Genomic DNA, 16014 nt, shown 5'->3' on the forward strand with positions numbered 1-16014 from the left:
ATTCGTCGGCTGGCCCACGAATGCCTGCCTGGATTCTGTTGTTTGTCGCAGGTTCATGTCGCAAAACCGTGGGAGGCTTTTGTGGAACCTGCTTGGATGTCGGAATGGTGGACCTACCGGCTGGAGGATTTCCTGCTCTTCTCGCCGCGCGTCTATTGGCGCATGTTCGAATTGGCCAATGCCGCGTTCTGGCCGCTGCATCTCCTGACGCTCGCCGCCGGCCTCGCCATTGTCCTGCTCGTGCTTAGGCAGCCGCGTCGCCATGGTCTGTGGATTGCGCTCGTCCTCGCAGCGCTCTTTGCCTTCGTCGGCTGGTGCTTGCTGTGGAGCCGCTATGCCGCGATCAACTGGGCGATCGCCTATGTCGCGCCGGCCTTCGGCCTGCAGGCGCTGCTGCTGGTGATCGGCGGTGCGCGCGGCGGCCTCGCCTTTGACCGGCGGGACCTCGCAGAGCGGCTCGGGCTGCTGATCGCGGTCGCTGGCCTCGTCGTTTATCCCCTGCTGCCGCCGCTCTTCGGGCGGCCATGGGCGAGCGCCGAGGTCTTCGGCATCGCGCCGGACCCGACGGCGATCGCAGCGCTCGGCGTCCTGCTTGCCGCGAGCGGCGGGCTTGTGCCGCTGCTGTTGGCGATCCCGCTGCTGTGGCTGCTGCTCAGCGGCCTGACGCTGCATGCCATGGGCGATCCGCAAGCCTGGCTGCCGCTTCTGGCAGCGGCCAGCACTGTCGCTGCGTTGACCCTGCGCCGTATCGCTCGGTGATGCCGGCACGATCGAGAAAGTCAGCCGGCTCCGGCCAAATAATACAAGTTCAGATGTAACCGAATTTTCTCCCTCTGAAATCGTAGCGTAACGCCGCACCGCCAGATTCGCACTTCAGCAGATTGCAGCCACACGCTCGCCGCGTGGATTGTCACAAGCCAGCCGGTTGCGCCAGCCGGTTGCAGTCGTGACTTGCTATGAAAGAGGAGGTGATCATGGCCAGTCAACTTTCGCGGACAGCGCCTCAGGCCAAAGATGCAACCGTCCAACCGATTGCCGCCACGCCGGAACTTCCTTCCGCCGTCCCGCTGATGGCGCTTTCGACCGGTTTCTGGGCCTTCAAGACTCTGGCCGCTGCGCATGAGTTGGACCTCTTCAGCCGCCTTGCGGGCGGCGCCGGCAAGATGGTTGCGGAGCTGGCGGAAGCGCTCAGCCTGCATCAACGCCCGGCCGAGATGCTGTTGACCGGCTGCGCTGCACTCGGGCTCCTGGAGAAAACCGGCGGCCGCTATCGCAACACGCCGTTAAGCGAAACCTATCTCGTGCGCGGAAAACCGTATTACTTCGGCGGCTTTGTGCAGATGCTCGACAAGCGGCTCTATCCCGGCTGGGGCAGGCTTACCGAGGCGCTGCGCACGAACCGGCCGACCACGTGGGACCCAGCTGTGCGATCCTCGGCGTTCGACGGCGAAGATCCGATGATGCTGGCGCTGTTCTGGGAGGCGATGCATTCGGTCTCCACGATGACCGCGCGCAAGCTCGGCGAAGCGATGGATTTCGGACATTTCCGCCGCCTCCTGGGCATCGGCGGCGGATCGGGGGCGTACGACATCGAGCTTTGCAAACAGTATGGGGCGCTGCGTGCGACCGTGTTCGACTTGCCGCATGTCGCCGCGATCGCCGCGGGAAAGATTGCCGAGGCCGGTTTGACCGACCGGATCGAGACCGCAGGCGGCAACTTCTTCGAGCAGCTTCCCGGGGATCACGATTTGCATCTCCTGTCGATGATCCTGCACGATTGGGACGAGGCGAAGAACCGCGCGCTGCTGCGCCGGTCGTTCGGGGCTTTGCCGAGCGGCGGCGCAGTCGTCATCAGCGAGCTTCTCGTCAATGACGAAAAGACCGGACCGGCGCCGGCGGCGCTGATGAGCCTCAACATGCTGATCGAGACGGAAGGACGAAACAACACGCAGGCCGAATATTCGGCGTGGCTCGAGGAAGCCGGATTCCGGCACATCGAGACGGTCTGGTTCGAGGCACCCGGCGCGAACGGCGCCGTGATCGGCCGCAAGCCGTAAGGCGCAGTGGAACAGGCGCCCCGCAGTTCAACCCTGCGCGACAATGATGATGGAGGCCGAAATGGCTCACACGCAAACCCGCGTCGATCGTCACCGTCTGCTTGGACTTATGCTGAAAACCACAGCAACCGCAATCGCGGCGCTCAAGACCTGGCAGCGGACCGTCTCAAGACGTCGGGCAATTGCTGGTTTGACCCCCGAGCGGTTGCGGGACATCGGTCATGCCGAGGCACCCGCGCCTGCGCTTGAGGTCAAGGCAGGTCTGGTCACGAACCTGATGTCGATGAGGTAAGCGAATTCGGCCGTCATCGCAGGTACAAGGCGAGCGGCCCTCATGCATTTTTGCTCCTTCTCACAAGCTCAGGCAACTGGGCGCGTTGCCAGCAGCAGCCCACATCCAAGCATGATCATGGCACCGCCCGAGCCTTCACGAAGACGGCGAACGAGATTCCCACGCGACGCCGCGCCATCGCGAAGTCTTCCGGCTGCAAACGCCACGACAATATCGGCGAGCGTGTTGAGGGCAACCGAGATGGCGCCGAGGATCAGGAACTGCAGAACGACGTGATCCGACGACGTGTCGACAAACTGGGGAATGAAGGCGAGGAAGAATGCCGCCGTCTTCGGGTTCATCACTTCGACAAGAACGCCATCCCTGAAGGCCCGGATCGTGCCGACGGGCGGCTCCGAATGACCTAACGACTTGTAGTCGAGCCTGGCATGGCGAATGGTTCGGTATCCCATCCAGACCAGATAGAGCGCGCCGACCACCTTGAGCGCCGTGAACAATTCGGCGCTTGCCAGCACGATCGCCGAGACGCCAAGGCTGCCGACCACGACATGAAACAGCCCGCCGAGACCATTGCCAAGGCTCGAAGCGATTCCTTCCGAGCGACCGCCGGAAAGGGTCCGGGCGGCGACATAAAAAATCCCCGGACCCGGGGTAATCGCCAGCAGGAATGCCGTGAACAGGTAGACGGTGAAGGCGTTGGATTCCAGCATGGAAATGTCCTGATTAAGACTGTCTATCGAGCTTGCATACAACCAGCGGAGAAAACCGCATCGAGATGGTCGAGAGCGGCGGCGACACGCTGCCGTGCCTGGTCCTTCAGCGGGAGGACAGGGCGTGGCGGATCGACGTCGCACAGGTTCAGAAGACTGGCGACGACATACATCACCCTGAAACTGCCGAATTCCTTGAACAGCGCCCAAAGCGGTCCGAAGGCGGCGTCAAGTCGCTCGACGGCCGCAGCGTCCCCGGCTTGCGCCGCTCGCGTCAGGGCCAGGGCCGGTGACGGCAGAAGTCCTGCGACGACGGAATACCAGGCGTCGCTCCCGGCGAGCAGCGCAGGCGCGCCGCCCCAGTCGCCGCTGTAGCCGATCCTGAATGCCGACCCGGTCGCAGACCGGAGGGAGGCGAGTTCGGACGCGAAGTCACCACCGGACGGCAAAGGCATCTTCACGGCTTCGATGTTGACCACCTTCGACAAGCGGGAAATGAGGTCCAGGCTGAAGGTGAACCTGGTCGTGCCGGGATTGTTGTAGATGCAAAGCGGGAGTTGCCCCGCGTCGGCGACTGTGGTGAAGTGTTCGAAGACCTCGTCGTCGACGAGCGGCGTATAGGAAACCGGAGCCAGGAGCAGGCCGTCGGCGCCCGCAGCCTTCGCGTCACGGGCAAGGTCCACGGCATCGCTGGTCCGGATCGCTCCGACGCCGACAATAACCGGGATTTTGCCGCCGACCGTGTCCATTGCCGTTTCGACCGCCCGTCGACGCTCTTGTCGCGTGAGGAAAGCATAGGCGCCGGTACTGCCGAGCAGTCCGATGGAGTCCGCTCTCGCCTCCTCGATGTTCCTCAGAAGCCGCGCGAGGGCGACGGGGTCGAGCCTGCCGGAAGCGTCCGCCGGGGTGATCGGGAATGCTGAAAGGCCTTGGAAGAGTGACATGAAGGAACCTTTTCAGATGCGGGTCAGGAGAAGCTTTAGCCCGGCAAATCCGAAGAATACCGCCAGCGTGCCTTCGATCCAGCGCCGCGCCCGCCGATACAGGGCGATCATGGGAGCGGTCGAAAAGACGATCGCGTAGCCGCAGAAGATGGTGACGCTCAGCACCGCGCAGCCCGCGAGGATCACCAGAACCGTATGCGACGACGACCCGGGCCCGAGTCCCAGCGTCATCAGCGCGATCCATGCCAGGATCGATTTCGGATTGGTGAGATGCATCAGCAGTCCGCGCTGGTAGAGAGTGGCCGCCGTCGCCTTCCGTTCGTTGGTCGGGCGAAGCTGATCCTTGTGTGAAGAAAGCGCAGCCTTGCCCGCTTTGAAGGCGAGATAGAGAAGATACAGGCCGCCGAGCAGCTGCAGGACCACAAGTGCGTGCGCGTATCGACTGAGGATCGCCGAGACACCTGACGCCGCCATCAGGCCCCAAAAGATCGAGCCACTGACGACGCCAGATGCGATTGCCAGCGCGGCCCCGCGGCCGTCGTTCATGGCGACGGCCATGATACGCATATTGCTCGGCCCGGGACTGCCGGCAGCGATGACGTAGGCGGTAAAGACGATGATGAATTGGTCGGCCAGCATTTTACTTCTTCGGGAGGTGCAATCTGGCGCCATCAATATCGGCACAACTGGCCCTGTCATAGAACCAGTTTTGGATAAAAAATTCTGGTCCAGTTGCCTTCAGGCCTTTGCCTGGCTGATTTTCCCGGTAATGTCTGGATCGACGAAACGTCTTCATTTGGGTAATCGCGATGGTCCAGTCCCGCAAGCAGAATTCGTCGCGGCGAAATTCGTCGTCGGGAAATTCGTCGGGATTGGGCGCGCGCGGGATCTATGAGAACCTGCGGGAACAGATCGTGGCGGAGGTCTACGGCCGCGGAGACGTGCTTCCGTCGGCTCGTGCACTGGCGGTCGAGCTTGGCGTCTCGCGAACGACTGTGACGTCCGCTTACGAACAGCTCGCCGCCGAGGGGTTCGTGGTCATTCGACATGGCGCGCGGCCACGGGTGGCCATCAAGGTCGCGCACAGCGAGCCGGGAGACCTCGTTGATACAGCCGCAGAGCCACACAGCCTCTCCGCTTTCGCAGAAAGGCTTCGATCCCGAGCCATCCCGATGCGGGTTGCGTCGGAGAAGCTCGTCGCCGACTTCCGCTACGGCGACATGTCGGCCTCTGACTTCCCGACCATTGCCTGGCGAAAGGCCATGAACGATGCTGCGCTGGGACGGCCGCTCAAGCTGTCCTATGGCGACCCCTGTGGCTCGATCCGCCTGCGTGCCGCCCTGCAGGGCTATCTATGGCGAGCGCGCAGCATCCGGTGCGAGGTGAGCGAGATCGTCGTCGTCAACGGTTCTCAGCAGGGACTGGATCTCTGCGCCCGCCTGCTTCTCGATGAGGGCGACGGCTTCGCCATCGAAGAGCCCTGCTACCCGATGGCACGGAGCGTCTTCGAGATGACAGGAGCCATCGCCGCCCCGGTGGAGGTCGACGCCGAAGGCATCAGGGCGGACCTGTTGGCGGATGTTGACGCGCGGCTGGCTTACGTCACGCCTTCACATCAGTTTCCCCTGGGAAGCGTAATGTCGATGGGGCGACGCCAGCAACTGCTAGGATGGGCGAAAGAGAAGAGGGCCTACATCGTCGAGGACGACTACGACAGCGAATATCGTTTCGACATGAACCCGATACCGCCGCTTCGCGCGCTGGGAGGCGCGTCGAACGTCATCTATATCGGTACGGTCTCGAAGACATTGTCGCCGTTGCTGCGGATCGGCTACGTCGTCGTTCCGCGTGAGTTGCAGGAGGTTTTTGCCCATGCCAAGCGGCTGACGGACAGGCATGCCCCCAGCCTCGAACAGGAGGCGCTTGCGACCCTGATGGAAACCGGCGCCTACGAAAGCCACGTGCGCAAGGCCCGGCGTCAAAATGCCCGCCGACGTGCAGCGCTCCTGGACGCTCTGCAGGCGGAATTCCGCGATCTCGTTCGGGTCGAAGGCGCAGAGGCCGGTCTGCACGTCGTCGTCTGGTTTCACGACACGCCGCCCTCCATGGCGGCATCGTTCATCGATAAAGCCGCCGCGCTCGGAGTTGGCATCTATTCGATATCGCCGCATTACTTCGACCAGACATTGGATTTCGACCAGACATTGGATCGCAGCTGCCTCGGCCTGGTGATGGGATACGCAAGTCTGACCGAGGGCCAGATCCACAGAGGACTAAAGCTCCTTCGACGTGCTTACGAGGAGGCAACAGGCTGCGGCGATGTATCGTAGGTGCTTTACGGCCTGCTGAGGGAACAGGCGCGCGCGACGCCGAAGGCAGCCTCGGCACCGCGCGGGTGGTGATCTGCCGCTAGAGCGCTTTGCGTTTTGGTGGACCAAAACCGCGCTCTAACTCCTTGTTTTACGCATTTTGTCGGACGCCAAGCCAAGATTTTTGGCTGCAAAATGCTCTAGAACCACCGCCGTTCAGGCTCGGAGCTCTTTGCGATGACAATTCCCAAGAGAACGCCGAGCACGCCGCCAAGCATCATCGCCGTAGAGATCGTGCCTGGGTTCTGCTGGACGGTTTCGGTCACGGTGTGTGCCTGGCTACGCAATTGCCGGGCTGCGCGCGAGGCCCGTTCGGCGGCGCTCTCGTACCAGCCCTGTGCCTCCTCGGCACGGTCGGAAAGGGTCCGATTTATTTTGGCGATTTCGCGACGAAGCTCGGCGATCTGTTTCTTCATCGCTTCCTGCGCGTCGTTTGCCGCCTTTGAGGTGCCTGCCATATTGGTGGTCTCCGCCATTGGATTTCTCCCTTTGGTAATCATATCCCCCATGGTCATCAGATAGGGGAAACGGTCGCGGACGCGCAGGGTTCCTTGCCCCGAAAACGCGCCGCTGACTGCGTTATCAAGCATCCCCTCGCACCCGCGCGTGGCGGGCAATGATGCTCTCCTCGTCGGTCGCGACGACGCGTATTTCGACCTTGCTGTCAGGTCGGCTTATGATCCCGGCATGGGCGGCATTGGATGGCTCGTCGATCGCCACGCCAAGCCAATCAAGCCTTTCGCATATTGCCTTGCGGACCGGCGCCGAGCGCTCGCCGATGCCGGCGGTGAACACCAGGCATTCGAGGCCGCCCAGCGTGTTGGCGAGCGCGGCAGCCTCACGTGCCGCCCTGAAGGCAAAAAGCTCTACCGCTTCGCGGGCGTGGGGGTCGTCGCTCGCTTCCAGCGTGCGCATGTCGCCCGAGATACCGGATATTCCAAGCAGCCCGGATTGCTCATAGAGCATATGCTGCAGAGCCTCTCCGGCGATGCCTCGTTCCAGGACGAGGTACAAAAGCACGCCCGGATCGATGGCGCCGCAACGCGTGCCCATGACCAGCCCGTCGAGCGCGGAAAAGCCCATCGTCGTGTCGAAGCTTCTCCCGTCGCGCATGGCGCACAGGCTCGCCCCGTTGCCGAGATGGGCGACGATCGTCCGCTTCGCTGCAAGCGCCGGCGATATCGCCTTGAGCCGCCCGGCGATGTACTCGTAGGAAAGACCATGAAACCCGTAGCGGCGGATTCCGTCTGCATCGTATCTGCGCGGCAGCGCGAAGCGGCTGACGATCGGATCGATCGTCTGATGGAAGGCTGTGTCGAAGCAGCCGACCTGCGGCAGATCCGGCCGCAGCGCGGCAAGTGTGCGGATCGGCGCGAGACTGCGGGGCTGGTGCAGTGGCGCAAGCGGCGTCAACCTGTCCAACGCCTCGATCACGTCCGGCGTCAGACGGACGGGTTCGACGAACTCGCGCCCGCCATGCACGATGCGGTGACCGGCGCAGACCAGTTTCCTGCCGCCAAGTTCGCTCGCGATCCAGCGGAGCAAATCGCCGATGCCCGCATCGCGTGCGTCTCCGGCAAGCCGCCGATCACATTGCGCTGTTCCGTCGGCCGCTTTCGCGCTGAGCCTCGGCGCATCGCCCAGATCCAGCGTGCCACGCGAGACAAGTTGCAGTTCGGCGGACGGCTCAAGATCGTATAGTCCGAACTTGATGCTGGAGGAGCCGGCGTTCAGTGCAAGAATTGCCTGTCGCATCAATCGCCAGCCTTCGTCGCGCTGTTCTCGGGCCAGTTCCACTCCTGGATCTCGGGCATGTCTTCGCCATGCTCGCGGACGTAAGCCTTGTGTTCGGCAAGCTTCCCGTGAAGTTCGGCGGCAAGGTCTTTCGCCCGTTCGGCGAGCCCAGGCACGCGTTCGACCGCCGCGAGCGCCAGGTGGTAGCGGTCGAGCTCATTGAGCACGACCATGTCGAACGGCGTCGTCGTGGTGCCTTCCTCGCGAAAGCCGTGCACGTGCATGTTGTCATGGTTGGCGCGCCGGTAGGTCAGGCGGTGGATGAGATAGGGATAGCCGTGATAGGCGAAGATGACCGGCCTGGCCTTCGTGAACAGCGCGTCGAAATCCTCGTCCGCCAGGCCATGCGGATGCTCTGAATTCGACTGCAGCGTCATCAAGTCGACCACGTTGACGACGCGTACCTTCAGGTCGGGAAGCGCCGAACGCAGAATGTCGGCGGCCGCGAGCGTCTCCAGTGTCGGCACGTCGCCGGCGCAGGCCATGACCACATCCGGATCCTCGCCCTTGGCAACCGTCCCGGCCCACTCCCAGATCCCCGCCCCCGCCCTGCAATGCACTTCCGCGGCTTCGACAGACAGAAATTGCGGCGCCGGCTGCTTGCCGGCGGTGATGACGTTGATGCGGTTATAGGTTCTCAGGCAATGGTCGGTGATCCACAGCAGCGTGTTGGCATCCGGCGGGAAATAGAGCCTGACCGTGTCGGCCTTCTTGTTGGCGACGAAATCGGCAAAGCCCGGATCCTGGTGGCTGAAGCCGTTGTGATCCTGCCGCCAGACATGCGAGGTCAGCAGGTAGTTGAGGGAAGCGATCGGCTCGCGCCAGGCAAGTTCGCGGGATGTCTTCAGCCATTTCGCATGCTGGTTGACCATGGAATCGACGATGTGGATGAACGCCTCGTAACAGGAGAACAGGCCATGGCGGCCGGTCAGCAGATAGCCCTCCAGCCATCCCTGGCAGAGATGCTCGCTGAGCACTTCCATGACGCGGCCGTCCCGGGAGAGTTTTACGTCATAGGGCTCTATCCGCTGCATCCAGACCCGGGCGGTAACCTCGAATACCTCGTCAAGCCGGTTGGAGGATGTCTCGTCCGGCCCCATCAGCCGGAAATTCCCGGTCTGCGCATTCAGGCTCATGACGTCGCGAAGATAGCCCCCGAGAACCCGCGTCGCCTCGGCCTTGGCGCCACCCGGACGCGGCACATCGAGCGCCAGGTTTTTCCAATCGGGAAGCACGAGGTCGCGCTTCAGCAGTCCGCCATTGGCATAGGGGGTTGCGCCCATGCGCTTGGATCCGGTTGGCGCAAGCGCCGCCAGCTCTGGAAGAAGATGCCCGCTGTCGTCGAACAGCTTTTCCGGTTCGTAGCTCCGCATCCAGTCTTCGAGGATCTTGCGGTGTCCCGCATTGCTGCGGGCGTTCGACACCGGCACTTGATGCGAGCGCCAGAAATCCTCGACCTTCTCGCCATCGACCTCCTTCGGGCCGGTCCACCCCTTCGGGCTGCGCAGCACGATCATCGGCCACAGCGGACGCTCTCCTTGCCAGAACGGCGTACGGGCGCGCTCCTGGATCGAGCGGATTCTGTCGAGCACGGTGTCCAGCTTGGTGGCCATCAACCGATGCATGCGAGCCGGCTCGTGACCTTCGACGAAAAAAGGTTCGTAGCCATAGCCGGCGAACAGGGCGCGCAATTCCACGTCATCCATGCGGGCAAGGATCGTCGGGTTGGCGATCTTGTAGCCGTTGAGATGCAGGATCGGCAGGACAGCGCCGTCGGATGCCGGGTTGAGGAACTTGTTGGAGTGCCATGCCGCCGCGAGCGGACCGGTTTCCGCTTCGCCGTCGCCGACGACGCAGGCGACCACCAGATCGGGATTGTCGAAGGCCGCGCCGAAAGCATGGACCAGCGCATATCCCAGTTCTCCGCCTTCATGGATCGAGCCGGGCGTTTCCGGAGCAGCGTGGCTCGGCACTCCTCCGGGGAAGGAGAATTGCCGAAAAAGTTTCCTCAGGCCGTCTTCGCCCTGGCCGATTTCGGGATAGATTTCGCTGTAGCTGCCCTCCAGCCAGGTGTTTGCGACCATCGCCGGGCCGCCATGACCTGGGCCGCAGATAAACAGAACGTCGAGACCGCGTTGACGGATGACGCGGTTCAGGTGGACGTAGATGAAGTTGAGGCCAGGCGTCGTGCCCCAATGGCCAAGCAGCCGCGGCTTGACGTGTTCGGCTTTCAGCGGCTCGCGCAGCAGCGGATTGTCCATCAGATAGATCTGGCCAACCGAAATGTAGTTCGCGGCCCGCCAATAGCGGTCCATGAGATCGACCTGATAACGGCCGGTTGTGGTCGCAGCTTTCTGAGCCTCGTCGTTCATCGAAAATTCTCCAGAATGCGTTCGCCCGTCGATATCTGGAGTGACATCGCTCTGGAGAAAGGATTTTCACGGAAATAAGTTCGGCTGGAGCCGCCATTTGTGCCCGCCAATCGCTCTTTTGCAGGAACCTGAAAGCTCGCCAATGGTTAAGGAGACTAGCCGCCGGCCATGAGTTGCCGAGGCCGAGCGCATACCCGATGAGCCGTCGGGCACGATTAGGGGACAATCGGGGGCTGTCTGCTCGCAAGAGGAGCAAAAAGATGCTCGATCTTTCCCACGCACGCAACCGAATGGTCGAAGTCCATCTCAGCCGCCGTGGCATCCATGACCGCGAAGTGCTGGAAGCGATGCGCGAGGTTCCGCGCGAGGCTTTCGTCGCTCCCGGCTTTGAAGAATTCGCCTACGAGGACGGGCCGTTGCCGATCGCCGAGGGTCAGACGATATCGCAGCCCTACATCGTCGCCTTGATGATCGAGATGGCGGAAATCGGAACGGGCGACCATGTCCTCGAGGTTGGCACCGGTTCGGGCTACGCGGCTGCCGTGATGAGCCGGATCGTCGAACGCGTCTACACGATCGAGCGCCACGCCGGGTTGGCCGAAACGGCGAGACAGCGGTTCCAAGAGCTTGGCTACGACAATATCGAAGTCCGCACCGGCGATGGCAGCAAAGGCTGGCCCGACGCAGCGCCCTTCGACGCCATTCTGGTCGCCGCCGGCGGACCCGGTGCGCCGCTCGCGCTTCAGGAACAGCTCGACGTCGGTGGCAGGCTCGTCATCCCGGTCGGCGACGATCCGCATGATCAGCGCCTTCTCAAGGTCACCCGAACCGGCGCTGCAACTTACAGCGAGGAGGATTTCGGCGGCGTGCGGTTTGTCCCGCTCATTGGCGAGCAGGGCTGGCCCGAGAACGGCAACCGTATCGCGAATGATCGCCCGTCCGGACGCGCACGCACGCGCAGCCTGCCGGAGATGATCGCGGCGGCGGCCGAACCGCTGCCGGATTTCGACGATCCGGCGTTCGGCGAATTGTTCGATCGGTTTGGCGACCGGCGCGTCGTCCTGCTCGGTGAAGCGAGCCACGGCGCGTCGGAGTTCTACCGGGCTCGCGCCGCGATCACCCGCAGGCTCATCGAGAAGCACGGCTTCACCATTGTCGCTGTCGAGGCCGACTGGCCTGATGCAGCGGCGATCGACCGCTACGTCCGCCATCGGCCGCCACGCGCCAACGCCGATCCGCCGTTCCAGCGCTTTCCCACCTGGATGTGGCGCAACACCGACGTTGCGGCGTTCGTCGACTGGATGCGACATCACAACGAGCGCATCAGGCTATCGTCCCGGCTAGCCGGGTTCTATGGCCTCGACATCTACAATATGAGCGGATCGATCGCCGCGGTTCTACAATATCTCGATCGGGTCGATCCGCAGGCAGCAAAGATCGCGCGTGAACGCTATGGCTGCCTGACGCCTTGGCAGCATGAACCATCCACCTACGGCCGTGTCGCGCTCACTTCGGGTTACAAGAAATGCGAGCAGGCCGTACTTGAACAATGCCGCGAGCTCCTTGCCAGGCAGCTCGACTATGGCCAGCAGGACGGCGTCGATTTCATGGATGCCACCCAGAATGCCCGGCTGATCGCTTCCGCGGAACGCTATTACCGGATCATGTATTATGGCGGCGCGCAGTCCTGGAATTTACGCGACACCCATATGTTCGAGACGCTCGAGCATCTGCTGGAAGCTCGCGGGCCGAACGCCAAGGCGGTCGTGTGGGCGCATAACTCCCATATCGGCGATGCCGCTACACCGAAATGGGGATTGTCAGGGACGAAGTGAACATCGGCCAGCTCTGCCGTCAGCGCTTCGGCGACGAGGCAGCCTTGATCGGGCTCAGCACGCATTCCGGGACAGTCGCCGCGGCCTCCGACTGGGACAGCGAGATGGAGACCAAGCGGGTGCGGCCTTCTCACAACGACAGCTACGAGCGGCTTTGCCATGATAGCGGCGTCTCGCGTTTCCTGCTCGATATCAAGCGCGACGATACGTTGCGCGAGCGGCTTCTGGAGCGTCGGCTGGAGCGCTTCATCGGCGTGATCTATCGGCCGGAAACCGAACTGCGCAGCCATTACGCGGATGCCTCTCTTGCCCAGCAGTTTGACGCGTTCGTCTGGTTTGACGAAACCGTCGCGGTGACGCCGCTTGGGCCGGAGCATGTCGGAACCGGCGTTCCCGACACCTATCCGTTCGGGCTCTAATGCATGTCGCGCAAAAGCATGCCCTCGGGCCTGACCCGAGGTCGTGCAGCGGTTTTGCGATAACGACATGCATAAAACAACAATCTAAAGCGCGTCGCGTGGGGCCGGCCAAATGCGACGCGCTTTAGCCGCCTCGCGGACAAGGCCCCATCAAGGTGAGTTTCGGCGGAACATTCATCGCGCCCTGCTGTTTCTAGAACAGGACCCTTTTCCAAGGAGTTGTGCCATGAGCGGAACCAAACATCCAAAGTGGAAAAAGCCGAGCGATGCCGATCTGAGGAACAATCCCGGCATCGGCACCTCCAAGGGCACGATCAAGGAAGGCGACGAACTCTTGCTCGAAGGCGAAAACACCATCGAGGGCGATGTCGAGAACGACACGAACGCCCTTGGCGGGATCAATCCAAGGCAAAAGATGCGGACGAACAAGTAGCGTCGCTGCGCATCCCACGCGCTATTCACTCCCAGCATAAAATGTCGCGGCGACAGCAATCGAGATCAGGCTCAGCATCGCCAGGCCTGCCTTGGCGACGTGCGAGGCTTCCCAAACATCGCGCAAGTCTTTCCAGTCGCCGCTTTGCTTCCGGCGGAGCATTGAAAAAAACGTCGCGGCTGGTTTCGACACTGCGACGTCCTGCACCCAGAAATTGTTGACGGGATGTGTTACCACCCAATAGGTCGCATGTTCCGCCACCAGGAAGACAAGGGCCGCCAAAGTCCACCAGAATCGACCGCCTGGATAGGGCGTGAGGTAAAGCAGGATGGCGAGTGCAATGATGCCGCCGATCTCGGCAAACCCGCCGATCGTGAAGCCGGGATAGTAGATCTCCTGCACAGATTTGTAGGTGGCCTCCTTGAGGCGCAACTTGCCGGGCAACTCCAACGCGTGTGCGAGCGACAGCGCCATTGCGATTGCGACCAGAAGAAGGGTGACAATCATGAACGCGCGCATGCTGTTCCTCCCTGAACCGTCTTGGCAATACGCGGCGTACATAGCGTGCTCGCCGACACGGTAAAGGCGACGAAGGTGGAGCCGCCGCTCCATTATTCAACGCCGCCGGCATTGAGCCCCACCGCCAAGCCATGGAACCATCGTTCGGCGCGATGGTTGTCACCCTGGATGATCCTCCTCCGAGGAAACGGAAGGAGACACATGCCGCTGTGAACGACCCACGTCTAGGCCGGGGTGGACAGCGAGAACGAGCTATTCATTGGCGCCGGAGCTGTTGAGTGGAAACACATTGGCGCCGAGGAGATGTGAAGCAAGCTTCGGGGAGTCTCCGATGACCGATCCTGATCCAGACCCGAACAATCCCGTGCCGATACCGGATAATCCCAATCCTGAGCCGGCCCGGCCGCCTGCTCCGCCGGAGACTCCGCCTGGTGAGCCTCCGGGCGTTCCTCCGCCTTCGCCTGATCCCGTTCCCAGCCCCGAAAGGCAGCCCGTCGAAATTCCTCCCGATATACCACCGGAGATCCCCACGGAACCGACCTTCCCGGGTCCGACGGCCAGGGCATTGGACCCGGAGCATTGAACCCAGGAGTAAAAACCCGGCGGTAGAACGACGCCGTCGCCGGCCATTCCGGTTTTGGTCATTCCCCGATTTGGCTGGTCGAACGTTCGTTGAGCGTCGCGCCGGTTTGCGCATCGATCGCCGCCAGGCTGACCTCATAGCCCCACAGGGTCCGGATATGGCGCAGCGTCGCGTCGCGACCGGCCTCCTCCAGCATGATGCCGTTCTTCACCTTGTGCTCCAGTCGCAACTGCCGGTCGCCGAGCAGATCGACATCCACAACCTGGATATCCGGCCGGCTCGCGCCGATGTCGTAGCTCTGGGCGAGCCCGGCGCGTATCTTTTCGTAGCCACGCTCATTGTGTATCGACGCGACTTCGTAATGCGGCTCGCTGGCGGCGTCGGCGAGGACAAAGAACCGCCATTTCCGCATCAGGGCGGGGCTCAGATACTGGCGGATGAAAGATTCGTCGCGATGGTTCGCCCACGCGTCGAGCAGGGTTTCGCGCCAATTGCCGTTGCCGGCGATATCGGGGAACCAGTCACGATCCTCGGCGGTCGGCTCGGTCGCTATGCGCTGGATGTCCTGCATCATGTCGAGGCCCAACGCATAAGGATTGATACCGGAAAACCGCGGGTCGTCGAAGCCTGGCTGAAAGATCACGTTCGAATGGTTGCGCAGGATTTCCAGCATCGCGCCTTCGCTGATCAGGCCACGATCGAACAGCATGTTCATCAGCGTGTAGTGCACGAAGGTGGCGCAGCCTTCGTTCATCACCTGTGTTTGCCGCTGCGGATAAAAGTATTGCGCGACGACGCGGACGATCCTGACGATTTCACGCTGCCAAGGCTCCAGGACCAAGCTGTTTTTTTCCAGGAAGTAAAGCAGGTTCTCCTCGGGCAGCTTGAGCGTTTTCTTTCGCTCCGCGATGTTGGAATCCTTTGCCCCAACATTGTCTCCGCCCTTCGAAGGCGGCAGCGTGCGCCACAGATCGTTGTAAGAACGCTCTTCGTACTCCAGGCGCTCACGAACGCCTACACGCTGCCGCTCCGACGACAGCTTCGGCGGCCGGCGATATCTGAAGACCCCCTGTTCCATCAGCGCGTGGGCCGCATCGAGGATCGCCTCCACCGCGGCAACGCCGTGCCTCTCCTCGCAACGGGCAATGTAACCCTTGGCAAAGTCCAGATAGCTCAGGATCGCGCTGGCGTCCGTCCATTGCCGGAACAGATGATTGTTCTTGAAAAAATGATTATGGCCAAGCGCTGCATGAGCTGTCACCAGGGCCTGCAGGGCCATTGTGTTTTCCTCCATCAGGTAGACGATGCAAGGATTGGAATTGATCACCAGCTCATAGGCGAGCCCCCGCCCGCCTTTGCGATAGAGCAATTCCTGGTAGAGGAAATGCTTGCCGAAGGACCAGTGGCGATACATCAGCGGCATGCCGACCGAGGAATAGGCGTCGAGCATCTGCTGGGACGAGATGATCTCCATCTGCACCGGATAGATGTCGAGGTGAAGCTCTTCGATCGCGATCGCCTCGATCGCGTCGTAGGCGCGCGACAGTGTCTTGAAATCCCAGTCGGACCCCGAAAAGAGCAAACCTGATCTGCTGGTTTGGCCTGGTTTGCTGGTTGGGCCTGATTTGCTGGTTTGGCCCGACTTGCTGGTCTGGCCCGACGTGCTGGTCTGGTTCGCCATCGGCTC

The 16014-nt window shown here is 62.1% G+C and carries 13 protein-coding genes and 1 pseudogene; 6 read left to right on the plus strand and 8 right to left on the minus strand.

The window, feature by feature from the left end:
• Window positions 1–81: 81 nt before the first annotated feature.
• From AC0L2Z_RS19830 to AC0L2Z_RS19840, 3 genes are all read left to right on the plus strand, one after another.
• Entirely contained in the window at window positions 82–759 is a 678-nt protein-coding gene (locus AC0L2Z_RS19830) for a DUF6064 family protein (RefSeq protein ID WP_473629076.1), read from the plus strand.
• Window positions 760–974: 215 nt separating this feature from the next.
• Window positions 975–2057: a methyltransferase gene (locus AC0L2Z_RS19835; RefSeq protein WP_473629077.1), complete on the plus strand. Its 1083-nt coding sequence runs from the start codon at window positions 975–977 to the stop codon at window positions 2055–2057.
• 61 nt (window positions 2058–2118) lie between these two features.
• Window positions 2119–2349 (plus strand): hypothetical protein, encoded by a 231-nt coding sequence (locus tag AC0L2Z_RS19840; protein ID WP_473629078.1) that lies wholly within the window; start codon window positions 2119–2121, stop codon window positions 2347–2349.
• A 68-nt stretch (window positions 2350–2417) separates the two neighbouring features.
• Here the strand turns inward: AC0L2Z_RS19840 and AC0L2Z_RS19845 are convergent, their stop codons facing one another.
• The 3 genes from AC0L2Z_RS19845 to AC0L2Z_RS19855 are packed head-to-tail and all read right to left on the minus strand — an operon-like array spanning window position 2418 to window position 4642.
• Window positions 2418–3059, minus strand: a complete 642-nt coding sequence (locus AC0L2Z_RS19845) for a LysE family translocator (protein ID WP_473629079.1) — start codon at window positions 3057–3059, stop codon at window positions 2418–2420.
• 23 nt (window positions 3060–3082) lie between these two features.
• Window positions 3083–4003 (minus strand): dihydrodipicolinate synthase family protein, encoded by a 921-nt coding sequence (locus AC0L2Z_RS19850; protein WP_473629080.1) that lies wholly within the window; start codon window positions 4001–4003, stop codon window positions 3083–3085.
• 12 nt (window positions 4004–4015) lie between these two features.
• Window positions 4016–4642 carry a LysE family translocator gene (locus AC0L2Z_RS19855; protein WP_473629081.1) on the minus strand — a complete coding sequence of 209 codons (627 nt, stop codon included), beginning with the start codon at window positions 4640–4642 and terminating at the stop codon, window positions 4016–4018.
• Between the two features lie 170 nt (window positions 4643–4812).
• Between AC0L2Z_RS19855 and pdxR the strand changes: the two genes are divergently transcribed.
• Complete coding sequence (gene pdxR / locus AC0L2Z_RS19860) at window positions 4813–6333, plus strand: MocR-like pyridoxine biosynthesis transcription factor PdxR (RefSeq protein ID WP_473629082.1); 1521 nt, start codon at window positions 4813–4815, stop codon at window positions 6331–6333.
• A 179-nt stretch (window positions 6334–6512) separates the two neighbouring features.
• Here pdxR and AC0L2Z_RS19865 read toward each other — a convergent pair whose 3' ends face one another.
• Genes AC0L2Z_RS19865 through AC0L2Z_RS19875 form a run of 3 tightly spaced genes read right to left on the minus strand, consistent with a single transcriptional unit; the run spans window position 6513 to window position 10538 of the window.
• Entirely contained in the window at window positions 6513–6989 is a 477-nt protein-coding gene (locus tag AC0L2Z_RS19865) for a hypothetical protein (RefSeq protein ID WP_287238682.1), read from the minus strand.
• Complete coding sequence (locus AC0L2Z_RS19870; protein ID WP_473629083.1) at window positions 6955–8127, minus strand: acetate/propionate family kinase; 1173 nt, start codon at window positions 8125–8127, stop codon at window positions 6955–6957. Before AC0L2Z_RS19870 ends, AC0L2Z_RS19865 begins: the two co-directional genes overlap by 35 nt.
• Complete coding sequence (locus AC0L2Z_RS19875) at window positions 8127–10538, minus strand: phosphoketolase family protein (RefSeq protein WP_473629084.1); 2412 nt, start codon at window positions 10536–10538, stop codon at window positions 8127–8129. Before AC0L2Z_RS19875 ends, AC0L2Z_RS19870 begins: the two co-directional genes overlap by 1 nt.
• A gap of 260 nt (window positions 10539–10798) precedes the next feature.
• Here AC0L2Z_RS19875 and AC0L2Z_RS19880 point away from each other — a divergent pair.
• Window positions 10799–12792, plus strand: a pseudogene (locus AC0L2Z_RS19880) (protein-L-isoaspartate(D-aspartate) O-methyltransferase).
• Window positions 12793–13018: 226 nt separating this feature from the next.
• On the plus strand, window positions 13019–13225 hold the full coding sequence (locus AC0L2Z_RS19885; protein WP_029350518.1) for a hypothetical protein: 207 nt from the start codon (window positions 13019–13021) through the stop codon (window positions 13223–13225).
• A 21-nt stretch (window positions 13226–13246) separates the two neighbouring features.
• Here AC0L2Z_RS19885 and AC0L2Z_RS19890 read toward each other — a convergent pair whose 3' ends face one another.
• Together AC0L2Z_RS19890 and AC0L2Z_RS19895 are read right to left on the minus strand one after the other, a co-directional pair.
• Window positions 13247–13837, minus strand: coding sequence for a DUF1772 domain-containing protein (locus AC0L2Z_RS19890; protein ID WP_473629085.1), 591 nt, complete (start codon window positions 13835–13837; stop codon window positions 13247–13249).
• Between the two features lie 548 nt (window positions 13838–14385).
• Entirely contained in the window at window positions 14386–16008 is a 1623-nt protein-coding gene (locus tag AC0L2Z_RS19895) for a SpoVR family protein (protein ID WP_128166565.1), read from the minus strand.
• Window positions 16009–16014: the final 6 nt, after the last annotated feature.

The sequence above is a fragment of the Mesorhizobium sp. WSM4850 genome (genome assembly GCF_055811735.1).